The sequence below is a fragment of the Streptomyces sp. NPDC049813 genome, from assembly GCF_044465085.1.
In the GTDB taxonomy this organism is placed as follows: Bacteria; Actinomycetota; Actinomycetes; order Streptomycetales; family Streptomycetaceae; genus Streptomyces.
Map to the genome: position 1 here is coordinate 252,316 of NZ_JBITLI010000002.1, position 24,463 is coordinate 276,778.

The 24,463-nt window shown below is 72.7% G+C and carries 22 protein-coding genes; 6 read left to right on the forward strand and 16 right to left on the reverse strand.

Annotation, left to right across the window (positions count from 1 at the left end; genetic code table 11):
• Positions 1 to 149: 149 nt before the first annotated feature.
• Both ACIBW6_RS05160 and ACIBW6_RS05165 read right to left on the reverse strand, forming a co-directional pair.
• Entirely contained in the window at positions 150 to 2,177 is a 2,028-nt protein-coding gene (locus ACIBW6_RS05160) for a protein kinase (RefSeq protein WP_399056828.1), read from the reverse strand.
• Between the two features lie 354 nt (positions 2,178 to 2,531).
• On the reverse strand, positions 2,532 to 4,247 hold the full coding sequence (locus ACIBW6_RS05165) for a glycerol-3-phosphate dehydrogenase/oxidase (protein ID WP_399056830.1): 1,716 nt from the start codon (positions 4,245 to 4,247) through the stop codon (positions 2,532 to 2,534).
• Positions 4,248 to 4,534: 287 nt separating this feature from the next.
• Here ACIBW6_RS05165 and ACIBW6_RS05170 point away from each other — a divergent pair, with 287 nt between their 5' ends.
• Both ACIBW6_RS05170 and ACIBW6_RS05175 read left to right on the forward strand, forming a co-directional pair.
• A complete protein-coding gene (locus ACIBW6_RS05170) occupies positions 4,535 to 5,788 on the forward strand; it encodes a nucleotide sugar dehydrogenase (protein WP_399056832.1) in 1,254 nt (417 codons plus the stop codon).
• 62 nt (positions 5,789 to 5,850) lie between these two features.
• Positions 5,851 to 6,423 (forward strand): hypothetical protein, encoded by a 573-nt coding sequence (locus ACIBW6_RS05175; RefSeq protein ID WP_399056834.1) that lies wholly within the window; start codon positions 5,851 to 5,853, stop codon positions 6,421 to 6,423.
• Between the two features lie 100 nt (positions 6,424 to 6,523).
• Here ACIBW6_RS05175 and ACIBW6_RS05180 read toward each other — a convergent pair whose 3' ends face one another.
• The 4 genes from ACIBW6_RS05180 to ACIBW6_RS05195 form a co-directional block, all read right to left on the reverse strand.
• The gene (locus ACIBW6_RS05180; protein ID WP_399056836.1) at positions 6,524 to 7,657 is read right to left on the reverse strand and encodes a GuaB3 family IMP dehydrogenase-related protein; all 1,134 of its coding nucleotides are present in this window, start codon (positions 7,655 to 7,657) and stop codon (positions 6,524 to 6,526) included.
• A 103-nt stretch (positions 7,658 to 7,760) separates the two neighbouring features.
• Positions 7,761 to 9,272: an IMP dehydrogenase gene (gene guaB, locus ACIBW6_RS05185; protein WP_399056839.1), complete on the reverse strand. Its 1,512-nt coding sequence runs from the start codon at positions 9,270 to 9,272 to the stop codon at positions 7,761 to 7,763.
• Positions 9,273 to 9,400: 128 nt separating this feature from the next.
• Positions 9,401 to 9,988, reverse strand: coding sequence for a sigma-70 family RNA polymerase sigma factor (locus ACIBW6_RS05190; RefSeq protein WP_356495157.1), 588 nt, complete (start codon positions 9,986 to 9,988; stop codon positions 9,401 to 9,403).
• Positions 9,989 to 10,304: 316 nt separating this feature from the next.
• Positions 10,305 to 10,916 carry a response regulator transcription factor gene (locus ACIBW6_RS05195; RefSeq protein WP_003948568.1) on the reverse strand — a complete coding sequence of 204 codons (612 nt, stop codon included), beginning with the start codon at positions 10,914 to 10,916 and terminating at the stop codon, positions 10,305 to 10,307.
• A gap of 390 nt (positions 10,917 to 11,306) precedes the next feature.
• On the opposite strand from ACIBW6_RS05195, the gene ACIBW6_RS05200 reads away from it, so the two are divergent.
• Complete coding sequence (locus ACIBW6_RS05200; RefSeq protein ID WP_399056842.1) at positions 11,307 to 11,645, forward strand: WhiB family transcriptional regulator; 339 nt, start codon at positions 11,307 to 11,309, stop codon at positions 11,643 to 11,645.
• A 92-nt stretch (positions 11,646 to 11,737) separates the two neighbouring features.
• Here ACIBW6_RS05200 and ACIBW6_RS05205 read toward each other — a convergent pair whose 3' ends face one another.
• Positions 11,738 to 12,634, reverse strand: a complete 897-nt coding sequence (locus tag ACIBW6_RS05205; RefSeq protein ID WP_399056844.1) for a LysR family transcriptional regulator — start codon at positions 12,632 to 12,634, stop codon at positions 11,738 to 11,740.
• Positions 12,635 to 12,716: 82 nt separating this feature from the next.
• Here ACIBW6_RS05205 and ACIBW6_RS05210 point away from each other — a divergent pair, with 82 nt between their 5' ends.
• Together ACIBW6_RS05210 and ACIBW6_RS05215 are read left to right on the forward strand one after the other, a co-directional pair.
• Positions 12,717 to 13,397 (forward strand): MOSC domain-containing protein, encoded by a 681-nt coding sequence (locus tag ACIBW6_RS05210; RefSeq protein ID WP_399056846.1) that lies wholly within the window; start codon positions 12,717 to 12,719, stop codon positions 13,395 to 13,397.
• A 63-nt stretch (positions 13,398 to 13,460) separates the two neighbouring features.
• Entirely contained in the window at positions 13,461 to 14,234 is a 774-nt protein-coding gene (locus ACIBW6_RS05215) for an SDR family NAD(P)-dependent oxidoreductase (protein WP_399056848.1), read from the forward strand.
• Between the two features lie 317 nt (positions 14,235 to 14,551).
• On the opposite strand, the gene groL is transcribed toward ACIBW6_RS05215, so the two are convergent.
• The 3 genes from groL to ACIBW6_RS05230 all read right to left on the reverse strand — a co-directional run bounded on the left by groL (position 14,552) and on the right by ACIBW6_RS05230 (position 17,603).
• Positions 14,552 to 16,180: a chaperonin GroEL gene (gene groL / locus ACIBW6_RS05220; RefSeq protein ID WP_399056851.1), complete on the reverse strand. Its 1,629-nt coding sequence runs from the start codon at positions 16,178 to 16,180 to the stop codon at positions 14,552 to 14,554.
• Positions 16,181 to 16,310: 130 nt separating this feature from the next.
• The gene (groES, locus tag ACIBW6_RS05225) at positions 16,311 to 16,619 is read right to left on the reverse strand and encodes a co-chaperone GroES (RefSeq protein WP_016434667.1); all 309 of its coding nucleotides are present in this window, start codon (positions 16,617 to 16,619) and stop codon (positions 16,311 to 16,313) included.
• A gap of 213 nt (positions 16,620 to 16,832) precedes the next feature.
• Positions 16,833 to 17,603 carry a polysaccharide deacetylase family protein gene (locus tag ACIBW6_RS05230; RefSeq protein ID WP_399056853.1) on the reverse strand — a complete coding sequence of 257 codons (771 nt, stop codon included), beginning with the start codon at positions 17,601 to 17,603 and terminating at the stop codon, positions 16,833 to 16,835.
• A 766-nt stretch (positions 17,604 to 18,369) separates the two neighbouring features.
• Here ACIBW6_RS05230 and ACIBW6_RS05235 point away from each other — a divergent pair.
• Positions 18,370 to 19,569, forward strand: a complete 1,200-nt coding sequence (locus tag ACIBW6_RS05235; RefSeq protein ID WP_399057675.1) for a methyltransferase domain-containing protein — start codon at positions 18,370 to 18,372, stop codon at positions 19,567 to 19,569.
• 21 nt (positions 19,570 to 19,590) lie between these two features.
• Here ACIBW6_RS05235 and ACIBW6_RS05240 read toward each other — a convergent pair whose 3' ends face one another.
• The 6 genes from ACIBW6_RS05240 to rimI form a co-directional block, all read right to left on the reverse strand.
• Positions 19,591 to 20,913, reverse strand: coding sequence for an RNA polymerase sigma factor (locus tag ACIBW6_RS05240; RefSeq protein ID WP_399056855.1), 1,323 nt, complete (start codon positions 20,911 to 20,913; stop codon positions 19,591 to 19,593).
• Positions 20,914 to 21,000: 87 nt separating this feature from the next.
• Positions 21,001 to 21,357, reverse strand: coding sequence for a YciI family protein (locus tag ACIBW6_RS05245; RefSeq protein WP_399057677.1), 357 nt, complete (start codon positions 21,355 to 21,357; stop codon positions 21,001 to 21,003).
• 136 nt (positions 21,358 to 21,493) lie between these two features.
• Positions 21,494 to 22,486 (reverse strand): LCP family protein, encoded by a 993-nt coding sequence (locus tag ACIBW6_RS05250; RefSeq protein WP_399057679.1) that lies wholly within the window; start codon positions 22,484 to 22,486, stop codon positions 21,494 to 21,496.
• A 100-nt stretch (positions 22,487 to 22,586) separates the two neighbouring features.
• Positions 22,587 to 22,844: a hypothetical protein gene (locus ACIBW6_RS05255; protein ID WP_399056857.1), complete on the reverse strand. Its 258-nt coding sequence runs from the start codon at positions 22,842 to 22,844 to the stop codon at positions 22,587 to 22,589.
• Positions 22,841 to 23,938 (reverse strand): tRNA (adenosine(37)-N6)-threonylcarbamoyltransferase complex transferase subunit TsaD, encoded by a 1,098-nt coding sequence (tsaD, locus tag ACIBW6_RS05260; protein WP_399056859.1) that lies wholly within the window; start codon positions 23,936 to 23,938, stop codon positions 22,841 to 22,843. Before tsaD ends, ACIBW6_RS05255 begins: the two co-directional genes overlap by 4 nt.
• Positions 23,931 to 24,449, reverse strand: coding sequence for a ribosomal protein S18-alanine N-acetyltransferase (gene rimI, locus ACIBW6_RS05265; RefSeq protein ID WP_399057681.1), 519 nt, complete (start codon positions 24,447 to 24,449; stop codon positions 23,931 to 23,933). The genes tsaD and rimI overlap by 8 nt, the downstream gene beginning before the upstream one ends.
• Positions 24,450 to 24,463 lie beyond the last annotated feature (14 nt).

Sequence of the window (24,463 nt, forward strand, 5' to 3'; positions counted from 1 at the left end):
CGTCACGTCGCCTCCCGATACGGCTGCGTACGGTCCGCAGGCACTCACGATACGTGCCGAAGGGCCTCCAGGGTCAGGACTCTTACGCTTTGCCGACAAGCTCGCCCGGCGGGACCGCCGGGCTCTACGCACAGTGACGGAACGACCGGTCACGCCTTGGGTTTGAAGGACTCCGTGAACGTCTTCCACGTCGACGCGCGCCCCGCACCGCTCCAGTCGGCGTCCTTGGCCGTGTACATCAGCCCGTACCCCAGCGACCCGTTGACCACGAAACCCCGGTCTATCGAGCGGTACTTGGTGCCCCCGTCGACGTAGGTGAACTCCCAGTCGGCCGTGGACCAGCCGCGGTAGTCGACCGCCTCTATCCGGATGCGGTGGTACTGGGACCGCCGCATGTAGTTCTCCTGGTTGCGCCAGTCCTGGACCGGGTCGGACTTCGGCGTCCCGGTCCAGCCGACCAGCAGCTTCTGCCCGTCGGGCCCGGTGAAGCGCGCCCCGGCCGCGCTGGTCGAGGCGTACTTCCACCCCTTGGGCAGACCGATCGAGAAGCCCTGGGAGTGCTTGTACGTGGCGGTGTCGGAGTCCGCGCCGGAACCGGCGTCGCTGCTGGGCGAGGCCCCCTGCCCGGAGCCGCTCCCGCTGCTCTCGTTCTCGTCCGGCTCGTTCTCGTCGGGTTCGTTCTCGCTCTCGCCCGAACCCTTCCCGTCGTCCTGGCCGTTCGCCTCTTTGCCGTTGTCCTTGTCGTCGTCCTGGGCCTGACCCTGGTCGCCGCCGGAGCCGGTGGCCCCGGCCGAGGTGGCCTTGTCGCCGCCCTTGGCGTCACCACCGGTGTCGTCGCCGCCCAGGGTGAGGCCCAGGACGACGCCGATGACGGCGAGCACGACGATCACCGCGATGATCGCGAGCGTGCGGCGCGGCACGACGTCGGTGATCGAGGCCCTGGCGGGGGTGCGCGGCGGCCCGCCGGGCTGCGCCGGGATGCGCCCGGCGGCGGACGCCGACGCGGTGGTGGCCGCGGCGGGCTTCTCCCGGGCGGTGGTCGCGGCGACGGCGGCCTTGCGCACCGACTTGAGGGCGCCGCGCAGCTTCTCCGCGGCCTCCTCGCTCCTGGCGCCCGCGGCCGAACCGGCCTTGCCCTGCGCCTCGTCGGGGCCCGGCACCGGCGGCAGCGGCACCACCCTGGTGGCGTCGGCCGGCTCCGGTTCGGCGACCGGCTCCGCCACGGGCGCGTGCACGACATCGCTCAGCAGGGCCCGTGCCCCGGCGTCGTCGAGCCGCTGCGCGGGGTCCTTGGCGAGCAGCCCGTAGATCACCGGCTCCAGCGGGCCCGCGTTCTTCGGCGGGTCGACCGGCTCGGTCATCACGGCGGTCAGCGTCGCGATCGCCGACCCCTTGTCGTACGGGGGCACGCCTTCCACGGCCGCGTACAGCAGTCCGCCGAGCGACCACATGTCGGCGGCGGGGCCCGGTTTGTGGCCGCGGGCCCGCTCGGGCGAGATGTAGGAGGGCGCGCCGACCAGCATGCCGGTGGAGGTGATGGAGGGGTCGCCCTCGACCTGGGCGATGCCGAAGTCGGTGAGGACCACCCGGCCGTCCTCGGCGATCAGCACGTTCGACGGCTTCACGTCGCGGTGCAGGATGCCTTCGCGGTGCGCGGAGCGCAGCACGTCGAGGATGGCGAGGCCGACCTCGGCCGCGCGCCTCGGGGTGAGCACGCCGTCCTCGCGCACGGCCTCGGCGAGGGACTTGCCCTCGACGAGTTCCATGACGATCCACGGGCGGTCGTCCTCGTCGACGACGTCGAAGACGGTGACGGCGCCGTTGTTGCGGATCCGGGCGATCGCCTTCGCCTCGCGCAGGGTGCGCGTGATCAGGCGCCGCTTCTCCTCGTCGTCGATGCTCGACGGGAAGCGCAGCTCCTTGACCGCGACGGTCCGTCCGAGCGTCTCGTCCTTGGCCCGCCAGACGGTGCCCATGCCGCCCCGGCCGAGCACGTCGCCGAGCCGGTACCGCCCGGCGAGCAGCCGTCCGGTCCCGTCCCGGCCGGAAGCGGACTCCCGACCGGCGGGACCCTGCCCGTCCCGGTCGTCGCCGGTGTCCGGCGCGTCCTTGACGGACGCGTCCTGACGAGCGCTCTTGTCCTGACGGGCCTCGCCCGCCCGCTCCGCCTCCGACATGCGTCCCCTCTGCAACCCGCCCTGACAGAGCCTTCATTGTCCCTCACGCGAGGACCGTCCGACGCCCAGGGTCGCCCCTGGGACGCCGTTCGCACAGAACGTCCCGTCAGTCGGACCGCGTGGGCGAAGGGACCGTCCTGCCCGCACTCCGGACACTCCCGGTCATACCTGTGACCGCGGTTCTTCTCTGTCTGGATCCGGGCGGCCGCGCCGCCCGTTGATCCTTCTGTGGGGCCCACTCTTCCGCTGCTCGTCACCAAGAGCAAGGGCCTGGGGGTGACACTCCTGGTCACCGGGGCGCGAAGCGGCCCGGCGCCCGCCCCCGGCGGCCCGATCCGGCCACCTGGCGAACCGTCACAACGGTGCGATGTCGGGCGCTCCCAGCCGGGCCGCGTCGGCCGTGAGGTCGTCCGGCTGCAACTGCGACTCGCGCTCGGCCTCCACCCGCTTCTCGTAATGGGTGACCTCCCGCTCGACCTGGTCCTGGTCCCAGCCCAGCACCGGCGCCATCAACTCGGCCACCTCCCGCGCGCACCGCGTCCCGCGGTCGAACGTCTCGATGGAGATGCGGGTCCGCCGGGTCAGCACGTCGTCGAGGTGGCGGGCGCCCTCGTGCGAGGCCGCGTAGACGACCTCCGCCCGCAGGTAGTCGTCGGCGCCGGTCAGCGGCGCTCCGAGACCGGTGTCGGCGGCGATCAGTTCGAGCACCTCCTGCGCCAACGCCCCGAAGCGGTTGAGGAGATGCTCGATGCGCACCACGTGCAGGCCGGTGCGCGCGGCGATCCGCGCCCGCGCGTTCCACAGCGCCCGGTACCCCTCGGCGCCCACCAGCGGCACGTCCTCGGTGACGCACTCGGCGACCCGCTGGTCGAGCGCGTGCACGGCCTCGTCGACGGCGTCCTTCGCCATGACGCGGTACGTCGTGTACTTGCCGCCCGCCACCACGACGAGCCCGGGCACGGGGTGGGCGACGGTGTGCTCGCGCGACAACTTGCTGGTGGCGTCGGACTCCCCGGCGAGCAGCGGGCGCAGCCCGGCGTAGACGCCCTGGACGTCGTCGCGCGTAAGGGGCACGCCCAGCACGGAGTTCACGTGCTCCAGCAGGTAGTCGATGTCGGCGCTGGAGGCCGCCGGGTGGGCCTTGTCGAGGTCCCACTCGGTGTCGGTGGTGCCGACGATCCAGTGCCGTCCCCACGGGATCACGAAGAGCACGCTCTTCTCGGTGCGCAGGATCAGCCCGGTCGTCGAGTTGATGCGGTCCTTGGGCACGACGAGGTGGATGCCCTTGGAGGCGCGGACGTGGAACTGCCCGCGCTCGCCGACCATGGCCTGCGTGTCGTCGGTCCACACGCCGGTGGCGTTGACGACCTGCTTGGCGCGGATCTCGTACTCGCCGCCCCCCGCGCCCCCGTCGATGTCCCGCACGCGGGCGCCGACGACCCGCTCGCCCTCGCGCAGGAACCCGGTCACGCGGGCCCGGTTGGCGGTCTTCGCCCCGTACTTGGCGGCGGTGCGCACCAGCGTCGCGACATAGCGGGCGTCGTCCATCTGCGCGTCGTAGTACTGCAAGGCGCCGACCAGGGCGTCCTTCTTCAGGCAGGGCGCGACGCGCAGCGCGTGGCGGCGGGTCAGATGCCGGTGCGTGGGCAGCCCGCGCCCGTGCCCGCGCGCCATGGACATCGCGTCGTACAGAGCGACGCCCGAGCCCGCGTACAGCCGCTCCCACCCCTTGTGCTGCAAGGGGTAGAGGAACGGCACCGGCTTCACCAGGTGCGGGGCGAGCCGCTCCAGGAGCAGCCCCCGCTCCTTCAGCGCCTCCCGGACGAGGGCGAAGTCCAGCATCTCCAGGTAGCGCAGGCCGCCGTGGATCAGCTTGCTGGACCGGCTGGACGTGCCCGACGCCCAGTCCCGCGCCTCGACGAGGCCGGTGGACAGGCCTCTGGTCACCGCGTCGAGTGCGGTGCCGGCGCCCACCACCCCGGCGCCCACGACCAGGATGTCCAGTTCGCCCTCGGCCATCGTCGCGAGGGCCTGTGCGCGCTGCCCGGGTCCCAGTGTCGCTGCCTTCACTGCTGCCTCCCGCTGTCGTGGCGCCGGCCTCACCGGCAGATGTACCCGGGCTCACAGGGCGCAAGCAGGGCACGAAGTGCGACTTGCCCCGATTCTTCACTCCCTGACCGGTTCCAGCCACTACGCGACCGCCCGGGCAACACTCCACGACCGAACGCGGCGCAATACCGCATATCGGTCATATTTACTCCTAGTGTGACAGTGCGCTCGCCCGACCTGACCACCGGGCTTGCGCACTCGTCCCGCTCCGGCTAGAAGCCGGTCCGCCTCCCGGGAAGGACGGCACCATGCCCGCAGACCTCGCCGTCATCGGCCTCGGCCACCTCGGCCTGCCGCTCGCGCAGACCGCCGTCGCCGCAGGCATCGCCACCGTCGGCCACGATCCGGACCGCGCACGCGACCTCGCCGCGGGCCGCGTCCCCGGCGACGGCGACGACGCGGCCCTGACCGCCGCCGACGTCCGCCGCATGCTGGCGGGCGGCTTCCGGCCCACCGCCAACCCCGCCGAACTGGGCCGGGTGCGGACCGCCGTCGTCTGCGCCCCCACCCCGCCCGGCGCCGACGGCGCCCCCTCCCTCGGCCCCGTCACCGAGGCCGTCCGCACCCTCGCCGCCCACCTGCGCCCGCACACCACGGTGATCATCGAGTCGCCGGTCCCGCCCGGCACCACGGAGAACGTGTTGCTCCCCCTCCTCGAAGAGGGCTCGGGGCTGCGTGCGGGCCGCGACTTCCACCTGGCCCACGCCCCCGGCCGGGTCGACCCCGGCAACCGCAGCCGCCCCTACGCCGCCACCCCCAAGGTCATCGGGGGGTACACCCCGGCCTGCACCGAGTCCGCGGCGACCTTCTACGGCCGCCTCACCGACAAGGTCGTCCGCGCCCGGGGCCCCCGCGAGGCGGAGACGGTCCACCTCCTGGAGACCAACTACCGCCACGTCAACATCGCCCTGGTCAACGAGATGGCCGTGCTCTGCCACGACCTGAACGTGGACCTCTGGGACGTCATCCGCTGCGCCGAGACCAAGCCCTTCGGCTTCCAGGCCTTCCGCCCCGGGCCCGGCGTCGGCGGCCACGCCCTCCCCCAGGACCTCACCGGCCGCCACCTGCCGGCCCGCCCGCTGCGCATGGTGGAGCTGGCCCGCCAGGTCAACGACCACATGCCGGCCTACGTCGTCCAGCGCGCGGCCGCGCTCCTGAACGAGCACGGCAAGTCCGCCCGCGGCGCCCGCGTCCTGCTCCTCGGCATCACCTACAAGCCGGACCTCGCCGACCAGCAGGGCGCCCCCGCCCAGGAGATCGCCACCCGCCTCATGCACCTGGGCGCGGCCGTCAGCTACCACGACCCGTACGTCCCCTCCTGGAACATCCTGGACCGCCCGGTCCCGCGCGCCGACTCCCTCTACGAGGCCGCGGCCGGCGCCGACCTGACGATCCTGCTCCAGCAGCACCGCACGTACGACCTCCAGGGCCTGGCGGTCAAGGCGCAGTTGCTCCTGGACACCAGGGGTGCGACTCCGGCGGGCGCCGCCCACCGGCTCTGAACTGCTACTGTGCGGGCTTTCTGGGCACACCCGTGCCCATGCTCACTCTTCGGGGGGACCGCATGACCCAGCCGCCGCACCCACAGCCACAGTCACAGTCACAGCCGCAGGACGGCAACCCGTACGCGCAGCAGCCGCCGCAGCCCGGCGCCCCGCAGCAGCCGTACGCGCCGTTCCCGCAGCAGCAGGCCCAGCCGGGCGGCTTCGCGCCGCTGCCCGCCCAGGGCGGACGCGGCGGGAAGGCCGCCCTCGGCATCGTCGCCGCCGTCGTCCTGGCTCTCGTCACGGCCTGGATCTACGGCGCCGTCATGAAGGCCACCGAGCACGAGATCGGCTACGCGGCCGTGGCGGTCGGCGCCGTCATCGGCTTCGCCGCGGGCAAGCTCGGCGGCCGCAACCCGGTGCTCCCGGCCGTCTGCGCGCTCCTCGCGATCGCCGCCGTGTACCTCGGCCAGCTCACCGGCTACGCGATGGCGATCGGCGAGTACGCCGACATGTCCTTCCTCGACGTCCTCTTCCAGCACTTCCGCGACCTCAACGCGGCGTGGAAGCAGGAGGCGGACATCAAGACGTGGCTCTTCCTCGCGGTCGGCGGCTTCGCCGCGTTCGGCGCCGCCAAGCGCGCCGCCGCCTGACCCGCACCACCACGCACCACACATGAGTGGGGCCCCCGCCGAACCGGCGGGGGCCCCACTCATGTCCTGCTACTCCTGCTACTCCTGCTACGGCACGGCGTCAGCGCCGGTGCTGCGAGTCCGCCACCGTGACCTCGACCCGCTGGAACTCCTTGAGCTCGCTGTAGCCGGTCGTGGCCATGGCCCGCTTGAGCGCGCCGAAGATGTTCATCGACCCGTCCGGCGTGGACGAGGGGCCGGTGAGGACCTCCTCGGTGGTGCCCACGGTGCCCAGGTCGACCTTCTTGCCGCGCGGCACGTCCTCGTGCACGGCCTCCATGCCCCAGTGGTGGCCGCGGCCGGGCGCGTCCGTCGCACGGGCCAGCGGCGAACCCATCATCACGGCGTCCGCGCCGCACGCGATCGCCTTCGGCAGGTCACCGGACCAGCCCACGCCGCCGTCGGCGATGACGTGCACGTACCGGCCGCCGGACTCGTCCATGTAGTCGCGGCGGGCCGCGGCCACGTCGGCGACGGCGGTGGCCATCGGCACCTGGATGCCCAGCACGTTGCGCGTGGTGTGCGCGGCGCCGCCGCCGAAGCCGACCAGGACGCCCGCGGCGCCGGTCCGCATCAGGTGCAGCGCGGCCGTGTACGTGGCGCAGCCGCCGACGATCACCGGCACGTCGAGCTCGTAGATGAACTGCTTGAGGTTGAGCGGCTCGGCGGCGCCCGACACGTGCTCGGCGGAGACCGTGGTCCCGCGGATCACGAAGATGTCGACGCCCGCGTCCACCACGGCCTTGGAGAACTCGGCGGTGCGCTGCGGGGAGAGCGCGGCGGCGGTGACCACACCGGAGTCGCGCACCTCCTTGATGCGCTGCTTGATCAGCTCGGCCTGGATCGGCGCCGCGTAGATCTCCTGGAGGCGGCGGGTGGCGTTCGTCGCGTCGTCGGTGTCCAGCCCGGCGATCTCGTCGAGCAGCGGCTGCGGGTCCTCGTACCGGGTCCACAGGCCTTCGAGGTTGAGCACGCCGAGGCCGCCCAGCTCACCGATCCGGATCGCGGTCGCCGGGGAGACGACGGAGTCCATGGGCGCGGCCAGGAAGGGCAGCTCGAAGCGGTAGGCGTCGATCTGCCAGGCGATCGAGACCTCCTTCGGGTCGCGGGTGCGCCGGCTCGGTACGACGGCGATGTCGTCGAAGGCGTACGCGCGGCGGCCGCGCTTGCCGCGCCCGATCTCGATCTCAGTCACGTTGTGTGGGCCTTTCCCTCTTGGTCTGCCCGTCCAGTATCCCCGACACACGGGTGAGGGGCGGCCCCGGCAATGCGGGACCGCCCCTCACCAGGCGTCGGTGTCACTTACGGCTGTAGTTCGGCGCCTCGACCGTCATCTGGATGTCGTGCGGGTGGCTCTCCTTGAGCCCCGCGGACGTGATGCGCACGAAGCGGCCCTTGGTCTCCATCTCGTCGATGCTCGCCGCGCCGACGTACCCCATCGTCTGGCGCAGGCCGCCGACGAGCTGGTGCAGCACGTTGGCGAGCGGGCCGCGGTAGGGCACCTGGCCCTCGATGCCCTCGGGCACGAGCTTGTCGTCGGAGGAGACCTCGGCCTGGAAGTAGCGGTCCTTGGAGTACGAGCGGCCCTGGCCGCGCGACTGCATGGCACCGAGCGACCCCATGCCGCGGTACGACTTGAACTGCTTGCCGTTGATGAACATCAGCTCGCCCGGCGACTCCTCGCAGCCCGCGAGGAGCGAGCCGAGCATCACCGTGTCGGCGCCGGCGGCGAGCGCCTTGCCGATGTCGCCGGAGTACTGCAGGCCGCCGTCGCCGATGACCGGGACGCCGGCCGCGCGGGCCGCGACCCCCGCCTCGTAGATCGCGGTGACCTGCGGGACGCCGATGCCGGCGACCACGCGCGTGGTGCAGATCGAGCCCGGTCCGACACCGACCTTGACGCCGTCGACACCGGCGTCGATGAGGGCCTGCGCGCCGTCCCGCGTCGCCACGTTCCCGCCGATGACGTCGATGCCGACGCTCGACTTGATCTTCGCCATCCAGCTCAGCGCGTTGCTGTTGTGGCCGTGCGAGGTGTCGACGATGAGGAAGTCGACGCCCGCCCCGGCGAGCGCCTGGGCCCGCTCCAGCGCCTCGGGGCTCGCGCCCACGGCGGCGCCGACGAGCAGCCGGCCCTCGGCGTCCTTCGCCGCGTTCGGGTACTGCTCGGCCTTCTTGAAGTCCTTGACGGTGATGAGGCCCTTGAGCACCCCGGCGTCGTCGACCAGCGGCAGCTTCTCGATCTTGTGGCGGCGCAGCAGCTCCATCGCGTCCACACCGCTGATCCCGACCTTGCCGGTGACGAGCGGCATCGGCGTCATGACCTCGCGGACCTGACGGCTGCGGTCGTTCTCGAAGGCCATGTCGCGGTTGGTGACGATGCCGAGCAGCTTGCCCGCCGGATCGGTCACCGGGACGCCGCTGATGCGGAACTTGGCGCAGAGCGCGTCGGCCTCGGCGAGCGTCGCGTCCGGGTGCACGGTGATCGGGTCGGTGACCATGCCGGACTCGGACCGCTTCACCAGGTCGACCTGGTTCACCTGGTCCGCGATGGAGAGGTTGCGGTGCAGCACGCCGACGCCGCCCTGACGGGCCATGGCGATCGCCATCCGGGCCTCGGTGACCTTGTCCATCGCCGCGGAGAGCAGCGGGATGTTCACCCGGACGTTCCTGGAGATGCGGGACGAGGTGTCGACCGCGTTCGGCAGCACCTCCGACGCGCCCGGCAGCAGCAGCACGTCGTCGTAGGTCAGCCCGAGTGTCGCGAATTTGTCGGGCACCCCGGTCGAGGGACCGCCGTTTGCAGTCATGACACCTTCCCCAAATGGCCTTGATCGGTGCGGATGTCCATGCTAACGGGAACCACGGGTGTCTCATTCCACCAGCAAGATCATCGGTCCACTTCGTACGTTTCCACGTATGCGACCGGGAAGGTCTGCTACTGCTCCGCCAGGGCCCGCAGGCGGCTGAGCGCCCGGTGCTGGGCGACCCGCACGGCGCCGGGTGACATGCCCAACATCTGTCCGGTCTCCTCCGCGGTGAGCCCCACCGCGATCCGCAGGAGCAGCAGCTCCCGCTGGTTGTCCGGCAGGTTCGCGAGGAGCTTCTTGGCCCATTCGGCGTCGCTGCTGAGCAGCGCCCGCTCCTCGGGGCCGAGCGAGTCGTCCGGCCGCTCCGGCATCTCGTCGGAGGGCACGGCCGTCGAGCCGGGGCCGCGCATCGCGGCCCGCTGCAGGTCGGCGACCTTGTGCGCGGCGATGGCGAAGACGAAGGCCTCGAAGGGGCGACCGGTGTCCTTGTACCGCGGCAGCGCGAGCAGCACCGCGACACAGACTTCCTGGGCGAGGTCCTCCACGAAGTGCCGCGCGTCGCCCGGGAGCCGGGAGAGCCGGGTGCGGCAGTAGCGGATGGCCAGCGGATGGACGTGCGCGAGCAGGTCGTGCGTGGCCTGCTGGTCGCCGTCGACAGCGCGGCCGACGAGCGTACCGATGACCCCCTGCCGGGCCGGTGCCTCGTCGTCGCGCATCGGACCATGGTGCCTTGCCTGCGCGCGGTCCGTGGCACCGCGGTCCTGGTTGTGCACCGAAGCGTTATGAGCAGGTGCGCCGGAACTCATCTCCTGCGCCCTCCCCTCTCGCTGACCCTGCTCGCCCGAATCGCCGTCCCCGAGGAACTCCACACCTCCAAGGATGCGGCATCACGCGCGAAACGCGAGAGCGCCGTCCGCCGTGCCCCGCCGGGGGCGCGGGACGGTCCGGTCGGCGGCTCCGCCGCGGGGCGCGCTGAGCCACCACGAAATCCGCACGCCACCACCGGGCGTCCGGCGCTCCCGGCGAGGAGCGCTACCGCACGAGGCCCCAGCGGAAGCCGAGGGCCACCGCGTGCGCCCGGTCGGAGGCGCCGAGCTTCTTGAACAGCCGCCGCGCGTGCGTCTTCACGGTGTCCTCGGAGAGGAAGAGCTCGCGCCCGATCTCCGCGTTCGACCGGCCGTGGCTCATGCCCTCCAGCACCTGGATCTCGCGCGCGGTGAGGGTGGGCGCCGCGCCCATCTCGGCCGAGCGCAGCCGGCGCGGGGCGAGCCGCCACGTCGGGTCGGCGAGCGCCTGCGTCACGGTGGCCCGCAGCTCGGCGCGGGACGCGTCCTTGTGCAGGTACCCGCGGGCGCCGGCGGCGACGGCGAGGGCCACGCCGTCCAGGTCCTCGGCCACGGTGAGCATGATGATGCGCGCACCGGGGTCGGCGGAGAGCAGCCGCCGGACCGTCTCGACGCCGCCCAGTCCGGGCATGCGTACGTCCATCAGAATCAGGTCCGAGCGGTCGGCGCCCCAGCGGCGCAGGACCTCCTCGCCGTTGGCCGCGGTCGTCACGCGCTCGACGCCGGGTACGGTCGCGACCGCGCGGCGCAGCGCCTCTCGGGCAAGCGGGGAGTCGTCGCAGACGAGGACGGATGTCATGACCGTCCTCCGCAGCTGATGCGCGTCACCTTGAGCCTCCAGGCTTTGTACGAATCGTCACCTGTGCGGTCGACACTCGCAAACCACCGGACAGATGCCCGAGCGCTTGTTCCTTCAACCGCCTCCGCACTTCCAACGACGGTCACTCGAAAGAGTTACGGGTCGGACGGCCTGGTTCGGCACTCTACGTGAGGAGCCGGACACAGGGCAGACGCCGCCCCGCACCTGCCGGTTTTCCTCACAAGCCATGCCCCATTTAGTGGCTTTTCTTCCCTTTTGCTGGTGTCTGTAGCTAGATTCGCGATGAGTCATATTTTCATCTCCTTAGATCGTAGATGTACGGTCATGGCACCGCGTCCGCGTCACAACCGGCTACAAGGGGACAACGCAATGGCAGATTTCTCCCGCCTTCCCGGACCGAACGCCGATCTGTGGGACTGGCAGCTCCTCGCGGCGTGCCGCGGGGTCGACAGCTCGCTCTTCTTCCACCCGGAAGGCGAGCGGGGAGCGGCGCGCAGCGCGCGCGAGAACTCGGCGAAAGAGGTCTGCATGAGGTGCCCGGTCCGCGCCGAGTGCGCTGCTCACGCCCTCCAGGTGCGCGAGCCGTACGGCGTCTGGGGCGGGCTGACCGAGGACGAGCGCGAAGAGCTGATGGGGCGCGCCCGCCACCGGCTCGTCACCGCGGCGGCGGGTTCCGAAGGAGGCGCGGCCACCGCCTCCGGCAACTGAAGGAACGTTTCTGCGAAGGGGCGGCCCGGCAGCCGGTCGTGGGCGCGCCCGGGGGCGGCTACGCCCCTGCCGGGTCCGAGGTGGCCGCGGGCTCAGCGGGCGGCGGCCGTCGCCAGCTGGTCGAGGGTGGCTGCGACCGCCGGGACCTGGGCCAGATCGGGCAGCGTGAGCGCGACGATCTCGCGCCGCACGGCGGGCTCGACCGTCACTGTGCGTGCACCCTTGGGGCGAACGGACTCGATGGCCAGTTCGGGCAGGACGGCGACCCCGAGCCCCGCGCCGACGAGACCGACCACCGCCGGATAGTCGTCGGTGGCGAAGTCGATGCGCGGCGCGAACCCGGCGGTGCGGCAGACCTCCACGAGCTGGCGGCGGCAGCGCGGGCAGCCCGCGATCCACGGGTCGCCGGCGAAGGCGTCGATGGTCACCGAGCCGGCCCCGGCCAGCGGGTGGCCCTCGGGGACCAGGCCCACCAGCCGGTCGGCGAGCAGCGGGCGGACCACCAGGTCGTCCCACTCCTGCGCCGCGTGGGCCCCCTCGTACCGGAAGGCGAGAGCCACGTCGCAGTCGCCCTCGCGCAGCATCTCCACCGAGCGCGGCGGCTCCGCCTCCACCAGCGAGACGCGGGTGCCGGGGTGCGCGGCGCGCAGGGCGGCCAGCGCCGTCGGGACCAGGGTGGAGCTGCCGCTGGGGAAGGAGACGAGGCGGACGCGGCCGGCGCGCAGGCCCGCGATCGCGGCGACCTCCTCCTCGGCGGCGGTGAGCCCGGCGAGGATGCCCGACGCGTGCCGGACGAGCGCCTCGCCGGCCTGGGTCAGCCGCATCTCCCGGCCCGTGCGGATCAGCAGCGGGGTGCCGGCCGAGGACTCCAGGGCCTTCATCTGCTGGCTGACGGCGGGCTGGGTGCAGCCCAGCTCGCGGGCGGCCGCCGAGAAGGAGCCGGTGGCGGCCACGGCGCGCAGGACACGGAGATGACGGGCCTCGATCATGGTTCAAGGATAAGCGGTGCTTGGGGTGAACGCCGATTAATGCGTGGCGGCTTTGGTCACGGGTCCCGTAGCGTTCCCTGTCATGAAGCTGCTCTCACTCAATCTGGGCCGGCCCGGGGCCGTCGACTACACCGACCAGCCCGAGGGCGTCACCGGCATCGACAAGCAGCCGGTCACCGGGCCCGTGCGGGTGGCCGCGCCGGGAGCCAAGGGGACCGGCGCGAGCGGGCTGGCGGGGGACGCCGTGTGCGACACCCGGCACCACGGCGGTGACGACCAGGCCGTGTACGCGTTCGCGCGGGAGGACCTGGACGCCTGGGAGCAGGCACTCGGCCGGACCCTGCCCAGCGGCACCTTCGGGGAGAACCTCACCACCGAGGGCGTCGACGTCGCCGGGGCCAAGATCGGCGAGCGCTGGCGGATCGGCGCCGACCTGCTTCTTGAGGTCAGCGCCAGCCGCATCCCGTGCCAGACCTTCCAGGGGCACCTGGGTGAGAAGGGCTGGGTCAAGCGGTTCACGCGGGAGCAGCGGCCGGGCGCGTACCTGCGGGTGATCGAGCCGGGCGAGATCCGGGCGGGGGACGCCATCGAGATCGTGCACCGGCCCGCGCACGAGGTGACCGTGGCCTTCGAGTTCCGGGCCCTGATGACCGAGCGCGAGCTGCTGCCGCGGGTGTTCGCCGCGGGGGACGCGCTCCACCCGGAGGTGGTGCGGGTGGCACGGACGTACGTGGAGAAGTACGGCGGCGCGCGCACGGTGTGAAGGTGTTGGTCAGTGGCGCCCCGGTGATCACGAGCACCACCCGGGCGTCACTAACCTTGGTCCATGACTACGGCACTGATCACGGGATCCACCGCGGGCATCGGCGCCGCGTTCGCCCGGCGCCTCGCCGCCGACGGCCACAACCTGGTGCTCGTCGCGCGCGACACGAAGCGGCTCCAGGAGCAGGCGACCGAGCTGCACGACCGGCACGGCATCGAGGCCGAGGTGCTCACCGCCGACCTCGCCACGGACACCGGGATCGCGGCCGTCGAGAAGCGGCTCGGCGACCGCAAGGCCGCGGTCGACCTGCTCGTCAACAACGCCGGGTTCGGCAACAAGGGCCGCTATCTGGAAGTCCCCCTCGCCGATGAGCTGACCATGCTGAAGGTGCACTGCGAGGCGGTGCTGCGGCTGACGTCGGCGGCGACGGAGGTGATGCGCGGGCGCGGGCGCGGCGGCGTGATCAACGTGGCGTCGGTGGCGGCGTTCGTGCCGCGCGGCACCTATGGGGCGTCGAAGGCGTGGGTCGTGCAGTTCACGCAGGGCGTGGCGAAGGACCTGGCGGGCTCCGGCGTGCGGCTGATGGCGCTGTGCCCCGGCTTCGTCCGTACGGAGTTCCACCAGCGGGCCGACATGGGCACGGACAACATCCCGAAGTGGATGTGGCTGGACGCCGACAAGCTGGTCGCGGCGGCGCTCACGGATCTCTCCCGCGGCAAGTCCCTCTCCATCCCGGATCCGCGCTACAAGGCGCTGATGGGGGTGGCCAAGGTGACGCCGCGGTCCCTGCTCGGCGGGGTCACGTCTCGGACGGGGCGAAAGTACGGGCCGCAGTAGTTGGCTGCTCGGGGTGCGGCTGGGCGGCGTTTTGGGGTGCGGCCCGGGTGTGTGTCCCCGGGGGCCTGATGCGTTTTCGGGTGCGGGCCCGGTGGGGGCTGGTCGCGCAGTTCCCCGCGCCCCTGGAGGCATGCGCTGCGCGCAGCCTTGCCTGAAGGCCGCAGGCCCTTCAGGGGCGCGGGGAACTGCGCGACCAGCCACGACGGTGGCGCGCCCGGCGACGGTCGGAACCAGGCAGACGCGTCTCCGCGCAACCAGAAGGCCCGGCCCCCCCAGAACACAGGGGGCCGGGCCTCAGGTCACTTCAGCGGAGCGGGTCAGTGCGAGTGACCGTGACCGTGACCGTGACCGGCCTCGGCCTCTTCCTCGGCCGGCTTCTCGACGACCAGCGTCTCGGTCGTCAGGAGCAGCGAGGCGATCGACGCCGCGTTCTCCAGCGCGGAGCGCGTGACCTTGACCGGGTCGATGACGCCGGCCTTGACCAGGTCCCCGTACTCACCGGTCGCGGCGTTGTAGCCGGAGCCCTTCTCGAGCTCGGCGACCTTGGAGACGATGACGTAGCCCTCAAGGCCCGCGTTCTCCGCGATCCAGCGCAGCGGCTCGACGGCGGCGCGGCGGACGACGGCGACACCGGTGGCCTCGTCGCCCTCCTTGCCCAGGCTGTCGCCCAGCACCTTCACGGCGTGGACGAGCGCGGAGCCACCACCGGAGACGATGCCCTCCTCGACCGCGGCGCGGGTCGCGGAGATGGCGTCCTCCAGACGGTGCTTCTTCTCCTTGAGCTCGACCTCGGTCGCGGCACCGACCTTGATCACGCAGACGCCGCCGGCGAGCTTCGCGAGGCGCTCCTGGAGCTTCTCGCGGTCCCAGTCGGAGTCCGTGTTCTCGATCTCGGCCTTGATCTGGTTGACGCGGCCGTCGACGTCGGCCTTGTTGCCGCCGCCGTCGACGATCGTGGTGTCGTCCTTGGTGATGGTCACGCGGCGCGCGGAGCCCAGCACGTCCAGGCCGGCCTGGTCGAGCTTGAGGCCGACCTCCTCGGCGATGACGGTGGCACCGGTGAGGGTGGCCATGTCCTGGAGCATCGCCTTGCGGCGGTCGCCGAAGCCGGGGGCCTTGACCGCGACGGCGTTGAACGTGCCGCGGATCTTGTTCACGACCAGGGTCGACAGGGCCTCGCCCTCGACGTCCTCGGCGATGATCAGCAGCGGCTTGGAGCCACCGGCCTGGATGACCTTCTCCAGGAGCGGGAGCAGGTCCTGGATGGACCCGATCTTGCCCTGGTGGATCAGGATGTACGGGTCGTCGAGGACGGCCTCCATACGCTCCTGGTCGGTGACGAAGTACGGGGACAGGTAGCCCTTGTCGAAGGCCATGCCCTCGGTGAAGTCGAGCTCCAGGCCGAAGGTGTTGGACTCCTCGACGGTGATGACACCGTCCTTGCCGACCTTGTCCATCGCCTCGGCGATGAGCTCGCCGACCTGGCTGTCCTGCGCGGACAGACCGGCGACGGCGGCGATGTCGGACTTCGAGTCGATCGGGCGGGCGGTCGCGAGGAGGTCCTCGGACACGGCCTTCACCGCGGCGTCGATGCCCTTCTTCAGGGCGGCCGGGGAGGCGCCCGCGGCGACGTTGCGCAGGCCTTCCTTGACCAGGGCCTGGGCCAGCACGGTGGCGGTGGTGGTGCCGTCACCCGCGATGTCGTTGGTCTTGGTCGCCACCTCCTTCACGAGCTGCGCGCCGAGGTTCTCGTACGGGTCCTCGACCTCGACCTCGCGGGCGATGGTCACACCGTCGTTGGTGATGGTGGGGGCGCCGAACTTCTTGTCGATGACGACGTTGCGGCCCTTGGGGCCGATCGTCACCTTGACCGTGTCGGCAAGCTTGTTGACGCCGCGCTCGAGGGCGCGACGGGCGTCCTCGTCGAACTTCAGGATCTTCGCCATGGGAGCGGTTCAGCCCTCTCGAAAACTACGGAAAAACTTCAGGGTGCACGAACCGCGCCCCCGACCCCGGCTTCTTACGATCGCGGGTGCCAGGGGCGCAATTCACAGCGCAAGCTGCTGCTCGGTCTGCTTACTTCTCGACGATCGCGAGAACGTCGCGGGCCGAGAGGACGAGGTACTCCTCGCCGTTGTACTTGACCTCGGTGCCGCCGTACTTGCTGTACAGCACGATGTCGCCGGTCTTCACGTCGAGCGGCAGGCGCTCGCCGTTCTCGAAGCGGCCCGGGCCCACGGCGAGGACGACGCCCTCCTGGGGCTTCTCCTTCGCGGTGTCCGGAATGACCAGGCCGGAGGCCGTGGTCTGCTCGGCGTCGAGCGGCTGGACCACAATGCGGTCCTCGAGCGGCTTGATGGCAACCTTGGAGCTGGCGGTCGTCACGATCCGGTCTCCCCCTTCGGAGATCTCACGGGGTTAACAGTCTGAGGTGGCGACCAGGTGGATCCGTCGTCGCAGGTGCCGGACCTGCCCGTCGCTGTTGGCACTCTCCAGTGGTGAGTGCCAGGAGCGAGACTATGACCGCGATTAGCACTCGGTCAAGCGGAGTGCCAATCGTCGGCGACGCGGCGTGCTTTTCGGCGGGTTCTGACCCGGCTACAGGTAGCTCTCCAGGCGGGCCACCATGAGGCCCCGGGCCCGGATGCGGTGCAGGAGTGCGGTGGTCGTCCTGGTGAGCGAGGGCGTCGCCGGTACGCGGACGATGTCGCCGGGGCGCAGGGGGTCGCCGTCGCCGTGGGCGCGGGTGAGGACGATCGCGTCGATGCCGCAGGCGCCCGCCGCGCGCAGCGTGTCCGCGTCGTAGGCGCCGTAGGGCGGGCTCAGCAGGCGTGGCGCCGCGCCGAAGCGGCCCTTCAGGTGGTCCTGCTGGCCGCAGATCTGGGCGTGCTGGGCCACGTAGCCGAGGCCGGGCAGCAGCGGCCCCGTCAGGGTGCGGTTCTGCATGCCGGCGCCCAGCGCGCGCAGCTCCCCGAGGTGGTCGCGGCCGGGGCCCGCGACGGAGCGGGTGAGGAAGACCGAGACGGGCAGGCGCAGCTCCCGGACCAGGCGGGCGAAACGGGGGTCCGCGCCCGCGCCGTCGTCGACGGCCAGGAAGACGACCCGGTCCCGGGTGGGGACGCGGTCCACGACCGGGGGGAGCGCGGTACGGGGGCGCGAGGGGAAGACGTGGTGGGCGGGGGCGGCCCTCGGTGCGGCCGGCGCGCCGGGGGCGGGGGCGGCGCCTCTCGCGGCGACCTGGCCGGCCGCCCCGCCCCCGGGGTGTGCGTGGCGGACCTTCTGGGCCGCCTTCCTGCCCATGCGGGCGAGCGGGTCGACGGAAGGGGCGCACCCGGCGAGCAGCGCGACGGCCACGACGCAGGCGGCCACGCGCCGCAGCCCGACGCCGCCCGCCCGTCGCCACGACCGGGGCCCGACCAGGGGCGCGGTCCCGGCTGCCCCCTCGGGCGGGAGGACGACCGCCGTGGCCCGGGGACCCGCCCAGGGCGCCGCCGCAGCTGCCCCCGCCCTGGACCGGACATGGCGCACGGTCCCGGCTACCCCCTCGGGCGGAAGGACGACCGCCGCGCTCCGGGGCCCGACCCAGGGCGCCGCCGCGGCTGCCCCCGCCCTGGACCGGACCTGGCGCACGGTCCCGGCTACCCCCTCGGGCGGAAGGACGACCGCCGTGGCCCGGGGCCCGACCCAAGGCGCCGCCGCGGCTGCCCCCGCCCTGGACCGGACCTGGCGCACGGTCCCGGCTACCCCCTCGGGCGGGAGGACGACCGTCGCGGCCCGGGGCCCGACCCAAGGCGCCGCCGCGGCTGCCCCCGCCCTGGACCGGACCTGGCGCACGGTCCCAGCTGCCCCCTCGGGCGGGAGGACGGCCGTCGCGGCCCGGGGATCGGACGCGGATGTCCGCTCGGGCGGGACAGCGACAGGCCCGGCCTCGTCGCCGGACGCGGCCCGCTTCACCCGTAGAGCCACAGACCCGCCCCGCGTCATCCGCAGAGCCACAGACCGCCCCCGCATCACCCTCGGGCCCGTTTCCTCATCTTGTCCTACTCGGCGCATGGCGACGGATCTTCGCAGTTCAGGGGCGTGGTCGGGGGGTGACACCGCCGCCCTGCGCGTACCGTCCTCCGACTGGCCCACAATGGACCGGGTGAGCTCTCCGTCCACCCCCGCCGACATCCACGCCCTCCTCACCCCGGAGGGGCAGACCCTGCTCGGCGCGTTGCGCGACCACGACCCGGCCCAGGAACTCGCGCTCGCCACCCGGCTGCGCCGCGACCACCCGGCCGCGCTCGTCTCGGCGGCGCTCGCGCAGGCCCGGCTGCGGCAGCGGGCCGTGGCGAAGTTCGGGGCCGAGGACGCGGGCCGGATGTACTTCACGGCGAACGGGGTCGAGCAGGCGACCCGCACCCGCGTCGCCGCCCACCGCGCCGAGTCGCTGCGCGCCCTGGGCGTCCGGTCCGTCGCCGACCTGTGCTGCGGCATCGGCGGCGACGCGATCGCGCTGGCCCGCGCGGGCATCCGGGTGCTCGCTGTCGACCGCGACCCGGGGACGTGCTCGGTCGCGCGGGCCAACGCCGCCGCGCTCGGCCTCGGCGACCTGATCGAGGTGCGGGAGGCGGACGTGACGGAGGTGGACACGGCCGCGTACGACGCCGTCTTCGTCGACCCGGCCCGGCGCTCCGACAAGCGCGGCCGCATCTTCGACCCCGAGGCCTACTCCCCGCCGCTGTCCTGGGCCGTCGCGGCCGCGCTCGCCGCGCCCCGCGCCGCGCTGAAGATCGCGCCCGGCATCCCGCACGAGGCGATCCCGGCGGCGGCCGAGGCCGAGTGGATCTCGGACGGCGGGGACGTGAAGGAGGCCGTCCTGTGGTTCGGCACGGAGCCGGGCCGCAGGCGCGCCACGCTGCTGCCGGGGCCGCGGGAGCTGGTCGGGCGGGGGCTGCCGGACCCGGCCGTGCGGCCGGTGGGGCGGTACCTGTACGAGCCGGACGGCGCCGTCATCCGGGCGCACCTGGTCGCCGAGGTGGCCGCGCAGGTCGGCGGCGGGCTGATCGACGAGACCATCGCGTACGTCACCGCCGACGAGGCGCGGGCGGCCCCCTACGCGTCCGCGTACGAGATCACCGGGCAACTCCCCTTCAACGTCAAGAAGTTGAAGGCCCTGCTGCGGGAGCGGGAGGTCGGCGTGCTGACGGTGAAGAAGCGGGGCTCGGCCGTCGAACCGGAGGAGCTGCGGCGCAAGGTGATGCCGAAGCCGTACGGGAAGCAGTCGGCGACGGTGTTCCTGACCCGGGTCGCGGGAGCCCCGACCATGCTGCTGGGCGCCCCCGTGCGCTGAGGCCACCGGCGCCCACGGACCTCAGTCGCCGGAGGGGCCCGGCCCCGCTTCGAGCCCCTCGGCCGCCGACGGGGCGGACCCCGGCTGCGCGCGGCGCGTCAGCAACTCCCTCTCGCGCGCGTTGCGCACCAGCGACGCCGCCCGCGCGAACTCCGCCCGCGCCTCGTCCGCCCGCCCGAGCCGCTCCAGCAGATCTCCCCGCACGCTGGGCAGCAAGTGGTAGCCCCGCAGCGCCGGTTCGCCGGTGAGGGCGTCGACGAGGGTGAGGGCCGCCGCGGGGCCGTCCACCATGGACACCGCCACCGCGCGGTTCAACTCCACGACCGGAGAAGGCGTCCGGGCCGCGAGGAGGCCGTACAGGGTGGCGATCTGGCGCCAGTTGGTGTCGGCGTAGGTGTGGGCGCGGGCGTGGCACGCGGCGATCGCTGCCTGGAGGACGTAGGGCCCGGGCGGTCCGGACGCGACCGCGTCCGCGCGGGTGAGCGCGGCGAAACCGCGGCGGATCAGCAGGGGGTTCCAGCGCGCCCGGTTCTGCTCCCGCAGCAGGATTGGCGCGCCGTCGGCGGTGGTGCGGGCGGCGACCCGCGAGTACTGGAGCTCCAACAGCGCGGCCAGGCCGTGGACCTCGGGCTCCTTGGGCATCAGGGACTGGAGCACGCGGGCGAGCCGCAGGGCGTCCTCGCACAGGCCGGGCCGCAGGTAGTCGTCGCCCGCCGTGGCCGCGTACCCCTCGTTGAAGACCAGGTAGATGACTTCGAGGACCGAGCCGAGCCGGGCCTCCCGGTCGGGGCCCGCCGGCACCTCGAAGGCGACGTTGCGGGTGGCGAGGGTGCGCTTGGCGCGGACGATGCGCTGGGCGACCGTCGGCTCGGGGGTGAGCATCGCGCGGGCGGTCTCGGCGGTGGTGAGGCCGCCGAGCAGCCGCAGCGTGAGCGCGACGCGGGCGTCGGCGGAGAGGACCGGGTGGCAGCTCATGAAGACGAGGCGCAGCAGGTCGTCGTCGATGTCGTCCGGGTCGGCGACGGCCGGCTCCTCGTACGCGAACTCCGTGGCCCGGCCCACCTCCTGGAGCTTGCGGGCGTAGTTCTCGCGGCGCCGCACCAGGTCGACGGCGCGGCGCCGGGCGACGGCGGTGAGCCAGCCGCCCGGGCTGTCCGGGACGCCCTGCCGCGGCCACTGCTCCAGGGCGGTGACCAGGGCGTCCTGCGCCAGTTCCTCCGCGATGCCGACGTCGCGCACGACCCGGGTGACGGCCGCGATGATGCGCGGGGCCTCGATGCGGAAGACGGTCTCGATGGCGCGGGCGGCGGCGTCCGGGTGGGCCGTGGCGCGGTGCTCAGTCACAGCCCACCATCAGACACCGGCACGAGCAGGTACCGCCACCTTCACGCGACCTGATCCGCCGGACAGACCCTGGACCGGGCCGGGGCCTCAGCCCGCCATGATCTCGCGGACCTCGGAGGTGACGGTCCACTCCTCGCCGTGGACGCGCAGGAACCGCTTGGTCCACTCCAGCGCCTCGGCCTCGTCCTTGGCCTGGATGATCGCGTAGCCGCCGACGACCTCCTTGGACTCGGTGAAGGGGCCGTCGGTGATGCTGATGTCACCCTTCTCGTAGTGCACGCGCTTGCCCTGCGCGGACGGGGTGAGCCCCGCGGTGTCGAGCAGCACGCCGGCCTTCGTCATCTCCTCGATCAGCTCACCCATGCGCTGCATCAGCTCCTCACCGGGGCCCTCGGCGGGGGCGCTCGTCTCGTCGATACGGACCATCGTCAGGTAGCGGGGCATGATCGTCTCCGGCTTTCTCGTCACGGACCGGCATCTCGTTCCCGGCCTCTCACCCATGCGTCGAACGGACAGCCCCGGGATCGACACCCCACCCGGATTTTTCCCGAAGAATTTCCGGCCCCCGCATTCGCGCAGGTCAGCGCAGCGACTTCCACAGCTGTGTCGCCTCCGGCTCGTCCGGTACCACCCGGTTGCCGTCGGACGGTGCCGGGACGACCGGCATCATGACGGTCCGGACCGCGTCCGCGGACAGGCCGCCGAGGCTGCGTGCCAGGCCGGTCAGTTCGGTGAGGGAGTCGAGGCCGGTGTCCGCGGTGAGGCTCTTCGTCGCCGCGTCGGCCGTGCGGTAGAGCCGGGCCGGGTCGGTCAGCAGGCCCTCGGTCGACACCTTGTCCAGCAGCGCCTTCACCAGCTGCTGCTGGAGCTTGATGCGGTCCAGGTCGCTGCCGCCGATGCCGTACCGGGTGCGGGCGAAGGCGAGGGCCTGCTTGCCGTCGAGGTGGTGCTCCCCGGCCGTCAGGTCCAGGTGGCTGCGGTCGTCGTCGATGGCGACGGGCGTGGTGACGTCGACGCCGCCGAGCGCGTCCACGATGTCGGCGAAGCCGGTGAAGTCGACCTCCAGGTAGTGGTCCATCCGGACCCCGGTGAGGTGCTCGACGGTCTTCACCGCGCAGACCGGGCCGCCCACGGAGTAGGCGCTGTTGAACATCACCCCGTACGCGACCGCGGTCGTGCCGCCGGACCTCGTCGGGCAGGCGGGGCGTTCCACGAGGGTGTCGCGCGGGATGCTGACCACGGTCGCCCCGGTGCGGCCCGCGTCGAGGTGCACGACCATCGCGGTGTCCGAGCGGGCCCCGCCGCTGTCGCCGCCGCCGAGCGCCTTGTTCTCCTTGCCGGTCCGCGAGTCGCTGCCCAGGACGAGGAGGTTGAGGACGCCCGTGTCGACCGGCGCCGCGGACGGCACCGCCGAGGGGGACGCGGTGGCCGCGGGGCGGGCCGGGCGGTCGTCGCCGAGCGCGCCGTCGATGTCGACGCTGCGGATGTTGTGGTCGAGGTGCCAGTAGAGCCAGCCGGCCCCGGCGCCGCCGAGCACCAGAACGCAGCCGAAGGCGAGCGCCACCACCCTCACCGCACGCGTACGGAAACGTTTCTGCTCAGTCACACAGGGAACGTAAGTCTGATTTATTACAGCGGTAAACCACTTGGCGGACGATTCCCGGAAATCTCAGTCAGTTCTCAGCCAGCGCCTCGAAGCGCCACCGGTGCACGGCGCGCGTCACCAACCCGGCCGGCGGCTCCGGGAGTTCGGGCAGCCGCGCGTCGTACTCCGCGTCCCACCAGGTGATCACCAGGACCCGGTCCTGGGGGGCGCGCAGCGTCTCGCGGCGCACCGGCTCCCGCTCCAGGACCTGCGCCCGCACCCAGGCCAGCAGCTCCTCGCCGCGGCCGTCGACCGCCCGGGCCTCCCACATCAGCGCGACGCTCACGAGTACAGGTTCTCCTTGCTCACCTCGTGCACGTGATCGTGGTCGTGGTGGTGGCCCGGCACGTGCGGCTCGGTCACCGGCAGCGAGGAGTCCGCCGACAGGTCCCAGGACGAGGGCCGCCGGTTGCGCGCCACCATCTCGGCGCCGAGCGCGGCGACCATCGCACCGTTGTCCGTGCACAGCTTGGGGCGCGGCACGCGCAGCCGGATGCCGGCCCGCTCGCAGCGCTCCTGCGCCAGCGCCCGCAGCCGCGAGTTGGCGGCCACCCCGCCGCCGATCATGAGGTGGTCGACGCCCTCGTCCTTGCAGGCGCGCACCGCCTTGCGGGTCAGCACGTCGACGACCGCCTCCTGGAAGGAGGCCGACACGTCGCGCACCGGCACCTCCTCCCCCGCCGCCCGCTTCGCCTCGATCCAGCGGGCCACCGAGGTCTTGAGCCCGGAGAAGGAGAAGTCGTACGCCGCGTCGCGCGGCCCGGTCAGCCCGCGCGGGAACGCGATCGCGTCCGGGTCGCCCTCCTTCGCGTACCGGTCGATGACGGGGCCGCCGGGGAAGCCGAGGTTCAGCACGCGGGCGATCTTGTCGAACGCCTCGCCCGCCGCGTCGTCGATGGTCGCGCCGAGCGGGCGCACGTCGGAGGTGATGTCGCTGGAGAGCAGCAGCGAGGAGTGGCCGCCGGAGACCAGCAGCGCCATCGTCGGCTCGGGCAGCGCGCCGTGCTCCAGCTGGTCGACGCAGATGTGCGAGGCCAGGTGGTTGACGCCGTAGAGCGGCTTGCCGAGCGCGTACGCGTAGGCCTTCGCGGCGCTCACCCCGACGAGCAGGGCGCCCGCGAGGCCGGGGCCCGCGGTGACGGCGATCCCGTCGAGGTCCTTCGCGGTGATCCCCGCGTCCTTCAGGGCGCGCCGGATCGTCGGGACCATCGCCTCCAGGTGGGCGCGGGAGGCGACCTCGGGCACGACGCCGCCGAAGCGCGCGTGCTCGTCGACGCTGGAGGCGACGGCGTCGGCGAGCAGGGTGGTGCCGCGGACGATCCCGACGCCGGTCTCGTCGCAGGAGGTCTCGATGCCGAGGACGAGGGGTTCGTCAGCCATGGTTCTTCTCTTCAGTTCCGGTGCCGGGGGTGTCGGTCACGGGTTCGCGGGTGGTGGTCAGGCGCATCACGAGGGCGTCCACGTTCCCCGGCTGGTAGTAGCCGCGGCGGAAGCCGATCGGTTCGAAGCCGAAGCGCTCGTACAGCTTCTGCGCCCGGGTGTTGTCGACGCGCACTTCGAGCATCACCTCGGCGGCCTCGAAGGCCGTGGCGTGCCGCAGCAGCTCGGTGAGGAGCCGGGCGCCGAGACCGGTCCCCCAGTGATCGCGGGCGACGGCGATGGTCTGCACGTCGGCGCCGTCCGCGCGGCCGCCGTCGGCGGAGGTCCCGGAGGCGGCGAGCCCGCCGTAGCCGACGAGCCGCTCGCCCTCGTACGCCACGACGTAGCGCCGCGTCGAACCGGCGCCGCGCGCGTGGGCCAGCTCGGACCAGAACATCCCGCGCGACCAGGCGTCGTCCGGGAAGAGGTCCTTCTCCAGGGCGAGCACGGCGTCAATGTCCCACCAGCGCATCTCGCGCAGTTCGG

Bases quoted from the DNA above. Each gene is read 5' to 3' on its own strand.
- ACIBW6_RS05160 (WP_399056828.1), bottom strand. From the start codon at position 2,177: ATGTCGGAGGCGGAGCGGGCGGGCGAGGCCCGTCAGGACAAGAGCGCT.
- ACIBW6_RS05245 (WP_399057677.1), bottom strand. From the start codon at position 21,357: ATGCCCCGCTACCTGACGATGGTCCGTATCGACGAGACGAGCGCCCCC.
- rimI (WP_399057681.1), bottom strand. From the start codon at position 24,449: ATGCGCTGGTGGGACATTGACGCCGTGCTCGCCCTGGAGAAGGACCTC.
- ACIBW6_RS05210 (WP_399056846.1), top strand. From the start codon at position 12,717: ATGAAGCTGCTCTCACTCAATCTGGGCCGGCCCGGGGCCGTCGACTAC.
- ACIBW6_RS05235 (WP_399057675.1), top strand. From the start codon at position 18,370: ATGGACCGGGTGAGCTCTCCGTCCACCCCCGCCGACATCCACGCCCTC.
- guaB (WP_399056839.1), bottom strand. From the start codon at position 9,272: ATGACTGCAAACGGCGGTCCCTCGACCGGGGTGCCCGACAAATTCGCG.
- groL (WP_399056851.1), bottom strand. From the start codon at position 16,180: ATGGCGAAGATCCTGAAGTTCGACGAGGACGCCCGTCGCGCCCTCGAG.
- ACIBW6_RS05215 (WP_399056848.1), top strand. From the start codon at position 13,461: ATGACTACGGCACTGATCACGGGATCCACCGCGGGCATCGGCGCCGCG.
- ACIBW6_RS05190 (WP_356495157.1), bottom strand. From the start codon at position 9,988: ATGCGCGACGACGAGGCACCGGCCCGGCAGGGGGTCATCGGTACGCTC.
- tsaD (WP_399056859.1), bottom strand. From the start codon at position 23,938: ATGGCTGACGAACCCCTCGTCCTCGGCATCGAGACCTCCTGCGACGAG.
- ACIBW6_RS05200 (WP_399056842.1), top strand. From the start codon at position 11,307: ATGGCAGATTTCTCCCGCCTTCCCGGACCGAACGCCGATCTGTGGGAC.
- ACIBW6_RS05195 (WP_003948568.1), bottom strand. From the start codon at position 10,916: ATGACATCCGTCCTCGTCTGCGACGACTCCCCGCTTGCCCGAGAGGCG.
- ACIBW6_RS05205 (WP_399056844.1), bottom strand. From the start codon at position 12,634: ATGATCGAGGCCCGTCATCTCCGTGTCCTGCGCGCCGTGGCCGCCACC.
- ACIBW6_RS05175 (WP_399056834.1), top strand. From the start codon at position 5,851: ATGACCCAGCCGCCGCACCCACAGCCACAGTCACAGTCACAGCCGCAG.
- ACIBW6_RS05170 (WP_399056832.1), top strand. From the start codon at position 4,535: ATGCCCGCAGACCTCGCCGTCATCGGCCTCGGCCACCTCGGCCTGCCG.